The organism is Rhodohalobacter sp., assembly GCF_041686455.1.
In the GTDB taxonomy this organism is placed as follows: Bacteria; Bacteroidota; Rhodothermia; order Balneolales; family Balneolaceae; genus Rhodohalobacter.
In genome coordinates this window covers 1-7,146 of sequence record NZ_JAWLDW010000128.1, presented here as the reverse complement: position 1 = coordinate 7,146, position 7,146 = coordinate 1, and the positions used below count along the sequence as shown (strand labels likewise).

The window sequence follows — 7,146 nt, the reverse complement described above, 5'->3', positions numbered from 1 at the left end:
AGATTTATGCCTAGCTCTACCCGTCTGACCGCGTGCAGTGTTCTGACTGAAGGTCTGCGAAATCCAAATATCCGCTTAATCCGCGTCTCTATTTGATAAGCACCATCTTATTACTCGACACAGTATTGTCAGTCACAATTCTGTAGATATAAACGCCGGATGCAAGTCCGTTGCCATCAAAATCAACAGAGTAAAAACCTGCCGGCATCTGGCTGTCTACCAACGTGGCAACTTTTTTCCCGATCGTATCAAATACTTCAATTTTCACATCCTGAGTTTCAGTGATCGCATATTCGATCTTTGTAGTGGGGTTGAACGGATTCGGATAATTCTGTGCGATCCGGTCGGTTTCGGGCAGGGCAGATGTGATATTCAGGTCGTAATTAGCCACGGCGGACCGATTGGTGTTCACCACAGCGATCGATATGTCGATCAGGTCTTCCCACTTCCATATGGTTTGCAATGATTGAATTTCGCTATCGGGCTGGAGGGCTAACTGGACATCTGCACTACCGTCTCTGAAGTATCCAATTACTCCAAGCCCGACTCCTGAAACATCAGACTCAATAGTAAACTGAGGCTGTCCAAGCGCAACATTGGATGGAGAAGCACTCATAAAATGAGCGGCTTTCCCCCTTAAGCTGAATCCGCGCGTATCACCCGGTGCCATGCCAATACTGTTTGAAATATTCGGATTGGGATAATTCTCCCGGTCTTCAAACCCAAAATCATAAAGTGAATAGATTGGTCCGGATGCCAGGTGCCACAGCATATTGTTCAGGTGTTCGCGGTTTAGCTGCCGGTTTCTCTCAGCCAGAGAACTTTCAACAGCATCAAAGAAGGGTTTTGTGCGCTCTTCGATAAACTGTTGCCAAACATCTACCCAAAATTCCATCCCGTACTGTTCAGTAAAATAGAGCATCCAGGTCACGTGCCAATAGGCTCCAGGTGTTGCGGAACCCGGGGCACCAAAAATAGACAGGCTGTTGGGTTCGTCCGAATCAAAATCATCGAGGATATAGTTGTAGTAGTCGTCCACGTCGGGATAGACGATCTCCTCCATCAATGTGGCATCCATTTCAATCCAATCGAAACTACCGGCGCTGCCGTCCCATCCGTTAGTGGCGTATTGAATAGCGTGCTTAATTTCGTGAGCAATTGTGGCGTAAAGAGCTCCAATAGCATTACCATCCGGATGAGCGTTTTCAGGAAAGTTCTCAAAGTTGTTGTTGATGGTGATAAAAGAAGAGGAGCCGGATGACGTTGTGGTTCCATAAAAAATAATATCCTCAAAGAAGATCTCATACGGTTCGTTGCGTAGAAAATCGACAAAACCGAGTTCTTGAACCTCGTATCGATATGATGAATCTGCTGCTTCCGCTGCCAGATAGATATAGTCCGGGACACCGGGCTCGATGGTGCTCTCTGCAGGAACCGCATTTTGTCCGTCGGTTTCGTAGTAGAGTATAAAGTTTCCTGAATCTGATATATACTCTTGCAGGTGCGAAGTTTCAGGGCGCTCAAAATAGGGTTCAATTTCAGCAACTGTGTTTGCTGTAAGTTGATCTTTTAGGTGAAGAAACTCGGCGTGAAGGGGAACCGTACATTTGATGGTCGAATGCTCTTTTTTTTCATGCAGATGTTGATGTAACTCACCGGGCCTGTATGTAAACCGGAGTTTTTCTATCAATGCGGTTTCCCTGGAGATCTCGCCACGGTTCAGTGCTTCATCAAGTTCTCTGAATACCGGATGCTGAACAGTCTGAGCCAGACTATCGACGGATACGACGGTTAATCCAACCAGCAGAAATAGTAAAATCAGATATTTAGAGTAGCGCATTTTTAAAACAAAGAGGGACAATAATGTATGGAATAATTCGTAATTTTAATGCTGTGTAAAAACAGGTATTACCTTGAGTTTGATTGATAAAATTCCCCCTTAAAAAAGGGGGAGTAAGGGGGATGTTTGTAGAATTATCACAAAATCCATTGAACACCCCTCTAAATCTCCCCTTGTTAGGGGGAGACTTTTTCATTGATTTTTAAGAATCAAACACAAAGTAAACCTAACTCCGCAAAGTTAACACATAAACAGAAGTATAACGACTCCCGCTAATAAAACGTCTATTTCCATGAAGTACGAAGTTATTCTCTACTACAACTTCAAACATATCGAAAATCCGGAACAGTTTTGTGAGGATCACAAAACCTATTTAAAAGACCTTGGTGCAAAAGGTCGCGTTTATATCAGTGATGAAGGCTTCAATGGCACACTTGGCGGCACGCCGGAACAAATGCAGGCTTATAAAAAGTATGTGTGGAGTCTGCAGGGATTTGAAGACACAGAGTTTAAAACAGACATGCACGATACCGTGCCGTTTGCCAAACTGAAGTGCAAAGTGAGAGAAGAGATTGTGGCGCTGCATATGGACGGGGTGAATCCCGAAGATGGCGGATATCATATGCCTCCAAATGAGTGGAGAAAGACGATGGAGTCCGGCGAGGATTATGTGATGATTGACGTCCGTAACGACTACGAATCTAAAGTCGGTCATTTTGAGGGAGCCGTTAAACCTCAGGTTGAGAATTTTTTTGATTTCCCGAAGTGGCTTGAAGAAAAAGAGAAGGAGATTCCAAAGGGTAAAAAAGTACTGATGTACTGCACGGGTGGTATCCGCTGTGAAAAGTTCTCCGTTCTTATGAAGAAAAAAGGATGGGAAGATGTGAATCAGCTCCATGGCGGAATTTTAAATTATGCCAAGGAAGAGGGCGGTGAGCATTTTAAAGGAAAGTGTTTTGTATTTGATGATCGCCTTGTAGTACCGGTTAACAAAGATAACCTGGAACCGGTCGCGCACTGCGAAATTACCGGGAAACCGGCTGATAATTACATCAACTGCGCGAATATGGAGTGCAACAAGCTATTTGTCTGCTCCGAAGAGGGGGCCCGGTTGATGGAAGGCTGTTGCAGCGAAGAGTGCAAACAGAGCGAATTTAAACGTCCTTTTGATCCCGATAACGCCTTTCGCCCGTTCAGAAAATGGTATAATTACTTTGACGATGAGTTTAAAGAGAGAGAAGTCAGCGTGCCCGGTTCGGGTGGTTGCTCCGTATGAGCTGACTCGCAAAATTAAAATAAAACCGGGTGATGCAGGGAAGACCGTACTCGATTTCTTCGATGAAAGGTTTCCTTTTGCCGGACGAACCGGTTGGCTGGATCGCATTAATCGCGGCTGGATACAGGAAGACGGCAAGCCTGTCTCATATGTCGATATTCTGAAAGAAAATCGTGAACTGCACCACTACTCTCCAAAAGTTAAAGAGCCGGCCGTGGCCTCAGATGTCCATGTATTAGACGAGAGAGATGACTGGCTGGCAGTCTATAAGCCGGCGCCTCTTCCGATGCATCAAGGCGGCAGGTATTACAAAAACACGCTTCTCTACATGCTCAGTGAAATGGGGTATGTTAACCTGAAAATGGTTCATCGTCTGGATGCTGTGACGTCCGGTGTGGTTCTGTTTGCCAAGCATAAAGAGTCGGCCAAAAAACTTAGAAGTGCATTTGAGGCCGGTATGGTACGAAAAGTGTACCATGCAGTTGTTGAAGGTGAAATGCTCGAGCCAATCATTGTAAAGGCCTCGATTCGGCGAAAGATAGGATTTGTGTTTGAGTGCGGAGAAGGATTAACGGGAGCGAAACCTGCAACTACGAAATTTTTTCCGGAAGAAATCGAGAGTGGAAAGACTATAGTAAGGTGTGAACCGATAACAGGCAGAACCCATCAGATTCGCCTCCACCTGAAACACGCCGGATTCCCTATTTTTGATGATCCAATCTACGGCCCAAACGGAGATGACAGCGGCCAGAAACTACAAAACTCCGCAATTAGCTTACGGAGTTCCGGAATAGAGATCTGTGAATTGGGTATTAAAGTAAACCATTAATAACATCTTCAAGAAGGCTATCATCTTCTTCAGAGTTACTATTGGATGATGGGTTTACGGACGTTTGATATACACTTAACTGTTGAAAAACCCTCCGGGCAGTACGTGAAGCTGCCATGTCTGCGTATTGTTGAGCCCTGCAATCATACTGAAGTTTTGCCTTTCCATTAAACTGAATGTCAAATTTGGGAGCATTTTCATTTGATTTTCCGACTAGAACAGAGCCAAAGATTTCCACAGCACCACTTGAACTCAATGCGAATGCGTTTTCAAAAATAACTAATCCATGAAATTCAGGAGTACCGGCTGTTTGTAGATCAGCTTCTACTTCAACATCTACATTTCCGGAACTTCTAACAATTAAAATACCAGAACCCACAGTATTCCCACTAATTTTAGCAGTGGTATTATCCACAACAAAAACACCGGGATCAGGTATGCCTGTTTCAGGGTTTACATCACCAAAATCATCTTGGTCAACATTGTTTTGTAAATTTGTATAATCAACACCGGAAGTTCCGGAGTGCAATGCTTCAATCAATGTAACGACATCATTGAAATCCATGTCAGGATCATATCCAAACTTTGAATCTCCATTAATGTTATCAGATTCATCATCTAAATCACTGCCATCTTTATACACATCTGAGTCTGATGCCATAACACCCGGCAAATCTTCACATTGCCCTGAAGCATCTCGTCCATCAATAATTTGTCCTTTATTATTTCCGCCACCACTTATACCGAAAGAATAATCTGATGCATTATCCATATATAAACCTAATGCGGAATTAATTCTTGGCACTAAACTATTTTCACTTTCATCAAGCAGTAAAGATAATCGTTGTGTTTCACCATTAAATCGACCAACGGAAACCAGTCTGATTTGATCATCTGTACCGGTTTCTTCAACCCCAACGGAGGCCTGGCCACCATCCACATTGAACGTTCTTTGTCCATTTCTCCAATCCGGATCATCGAGCATAGCCCGAATAGCCATTTCTGATCCCATATAGGCAATATTTTGCGCTTGCGTTGCCTCAGCGTAGTTAGCCGAATGGCCGGCTAAATTGTTCAGCCCACCAAAAACGGATGTTTGTGTGATGCCGAGCGAAATCAACACGCCGGCTACAATAATAAGCATGGCTCGTCCCATAGGAATTACCTCATAAATTTAAATTTGGCGGAGTAAACACTCGGTGCCAGGATGATGTTGTGTATTGGTTATTGCGGCCGGTACCCTCTCTCGGCTGTACTTCTAAAATAACTTCGATTCGATTAATATCAGCAGTATTTGCTACCGGAGTTGTCAGTGGATTTGGATCTCCAAAACTGTAGTATCGAATTTCGAACCGGGTTACGCCTACATTAATTTCTTGTGTATCTCCACCCGTTATCCGAACCAGTGAACGATGGTCTGTGTTGTTTGATCCGGCTAAGACATCATCTTCCAGCCTCCAGGTAACGGCTTCAATAGACTCACCTGCATCATTATCTAAATTGGCTTGAAATTGAATTTCATCTTCATCAGCAAAAGCAATCGGATTGCTAATCGGGCCCGATACATTATAGCCGATTTTTGGGAAGTCATATTGGATCAAATCACTGATTGCACTCACATGGCTTTGGCTCATAGTATGCAGAGAGATATCCTGTGTACTCTGACTCATTCTCAAGTTCATGGATACGATAGAGAGCATCAGAAGCGCGGCGATAATAAAACTTGTAACTAAGCCTAAGTTCATAATTTCTCTCAGTTGGTATTATTGTAAACCCGAATATAGCTCAGATTTACGTCATTCATCATGGATTCATTCGATACAGTAACGGAAATTCTTTTATAAATCGTAGCAGATGTTGGTGCGTTAGATGTCAAATCGGCGGGATCCATATACTCAATGATTGAAGTGACTTCAAACTCTCCCAGATCAGTATTCAGTGTTTCGGAGTATTCGTTTAACTCTTCAAAGGAATCAATAGTCTGGCGATTCGTAGCTGTTGTTGTGGAGATAGGATTGCCATTCACAAAATCATCGGGAACATCGTCAGGAACGGTATTACCGGCAGTTGCCTGATCAAAAGGTACTGTTTTTGAAAATTCGATCAGATCCTGCGCAATGGAAACAGCACGGACTTCAACTTCAGAGCTGACTCTAACGGTATCGTTGTTCAGCATGAAGCGATTTGCTGTAGTCAGCACTAAAGCAAAAATGATCATGGCTCCCATGACCTGTATGACTTCAGTATATCCCATCATAGCATTTGCGGTTAAATTGAATATTTTGGTTTCAGCTTCTAAGAGCTGACCTACCATCTATAGTATAAAGAGAATAAAGGCAGGTTTTTGTTACAGTTTTCTTAATTGAGGGGCTCTGCGATTAAAAAACCCCAATACGGCGGGGCCATATTGGGGCTTAAAATGCAAGTAGTGAAGACTAAGCCTTCTTTTATTTGCGGTTTGTTTATTTGTCCATCAGCTTTTTGAAGTCTTCCAACGTGGAGCGGACTGCTTTTTCTGATGCTCTTAAAAGTTCGGTTTCTGATTCGTCTAAATCAACCTCAATTATTTCCTTAATACCACCGTGTCCCAGTTTAACCGGTACGCCAAGGAAGATGTCTTTAATATCGTACTCGCCTTCGAGTAGCACGGCACATGGGAATATACGATTCTGATCGAGCATTATTGCCTCAACCATCTGTGCAGCTGCTGCACCGGGTGCATACCATGCGGATGTTCCCATCAGGCCAACAATCTCGCCGCCGCCTTTCTTGGTTCGTTCTACAATAGCGTCCAGTTTGTCTTTGGCGATCAATTGGGTGACCGGAATACCGGAAACGGTTGTATAACGCGGAAGTGGAACCATTGTGTCGCCGTGACCACCCATTAACAGAGATTGGATATCTTTTGGTGACACATCCAGTTCTTGTGCTAAAAAGGCTCTGAATCGGGCAGTGTCCAGAATACCGGCCATTCCCATTACTTTGCTTTTATTCAGGCCGCTTGCAGTGTGTGCTACATAGGTCATTACATCAAGCGGGTTTGAAACAATGATAATAATTGTATCTGGAGAATATTTAACCAGCTCTTCAGTAACACCCTTAACAATTTTGCTGTTAATTTCGAGCAGATCGTCACGGCTCATTCCGGGTTTTCTGGGCACACCGGCTGTGATTACACAAACATCAGATCCTTTGGTGTCT

7 protein-coding genes are annotated in these 7,146 nt (G+C 43.7%); 2 read left to right on the top strand and 5 right to left on the bottom strand.

The window, feature by feature from the left end; all coding sequences use genetic code 11:
* Window positions 1–88: 88 nt before the first annotated feature.
* A complete protein-coding gene (locus ACESM0_RS11845) occupies window positions 89–1,840 on the bottom strand; it encodes an MXAN_6640 family putative metalloprotease (protein ID WP_372906417.1) in 1,752 nt (583 codons plus the stop codon).
* A gap of 292 nt (window positions 1,841–2,132) precedes the next feature.
* Between ACESM0_RS11845 and ACESM0_RS11840 the strand changes: the two genes are divergently transcribed.
* Both ACESM0_RS11840 and ACESM0_RS11835 read left to right on the top strand, forming a co-directional pair.
* On the top strand, window positions 2,133–3,116 hold the full coding sequence (locus tag ACESM0_RS11840) for a rhodanese-related sulfurtransferase (RefSeq protein WP_372906416.1): 984 nt from the start codon (window positions 2,133–2,135) through the stop codon (window positions 3,114–3,116).
* Window positions 3,061–3,945 carry a pseudouridine synthase gene (locus tag ACESM0_RS11835; RefSeq protein ID WP_372906415.1) on the top strand — a complete coding sequence of 295 codons (885 nt, stop codon included), beginning with the start codon at window positions 3,061–3,063 and terminating at the stop codon, window positions 3,943–3,945. Before ACESM0_RS11840 ends, ACESM0_RS11835 begins: the two co-directional genes overlap by 56 nt.
* On the opposite strand, the gene ACESM0_RS11830 is transcribed toward ACESM0_RS11835, so the two are convergent.
* The 4 genes from ACESM0_RS11830 to mdh all read right to left on the bottom strand — a co-directional run.
* Window positions 3,929–5,101 carry a hypothetical protein gene (locus ACESM0_RS11830; RefSeq protein ID WP_372906414.1) on the bottom strand — a complete coding sequence of 391 codons (1,173 nt, stop codon included), beginning with the start codon at window positions 5,099–5,101 and terminating at the stop codon, window positions 3,929–3,931. The genes ACESM0_RS11835 and ACESM0_RS11830 overlap by 17 nt on opposite strands.
* A gap of 10 nt (window positions 5,102–5,111) precedes the next feature.
* The gene (locus tag ACESM0_RS11825) at window positions 5,112–5,690 is read right to left on the bottom strand and encodes a hypothetical protein (RefSeq protein WP_133120203.1); all 579 of its coding nucleotides are present in this window, start codon (window positions 5,688–5,690) and stop codon (window positions 5,112–5,114) included.
* An 8-nt stretch (window positions 5,691–5,698) separates the two neighbouring features.
* Complete coding sequence (locus tag ACESM0_RS11820) at window positions 5,699–6,202, bottom strand: hypothetical protein (protein WP_101073044.1); 504 nt, start codon at window positions 6,200–6,202, stop codon at window positions 5,699–5,701.
* A gap of 205 nt (window positions 6,203–6,407) precedes the next feature.
* The coding region (gene mdh / locus ACESM0_RS11815) for a malate dehydrogenase (protein WP_372906413.1) at window positions 6,408–7,146 on the bottom strand (739 nt) is incomplete at its 5' end.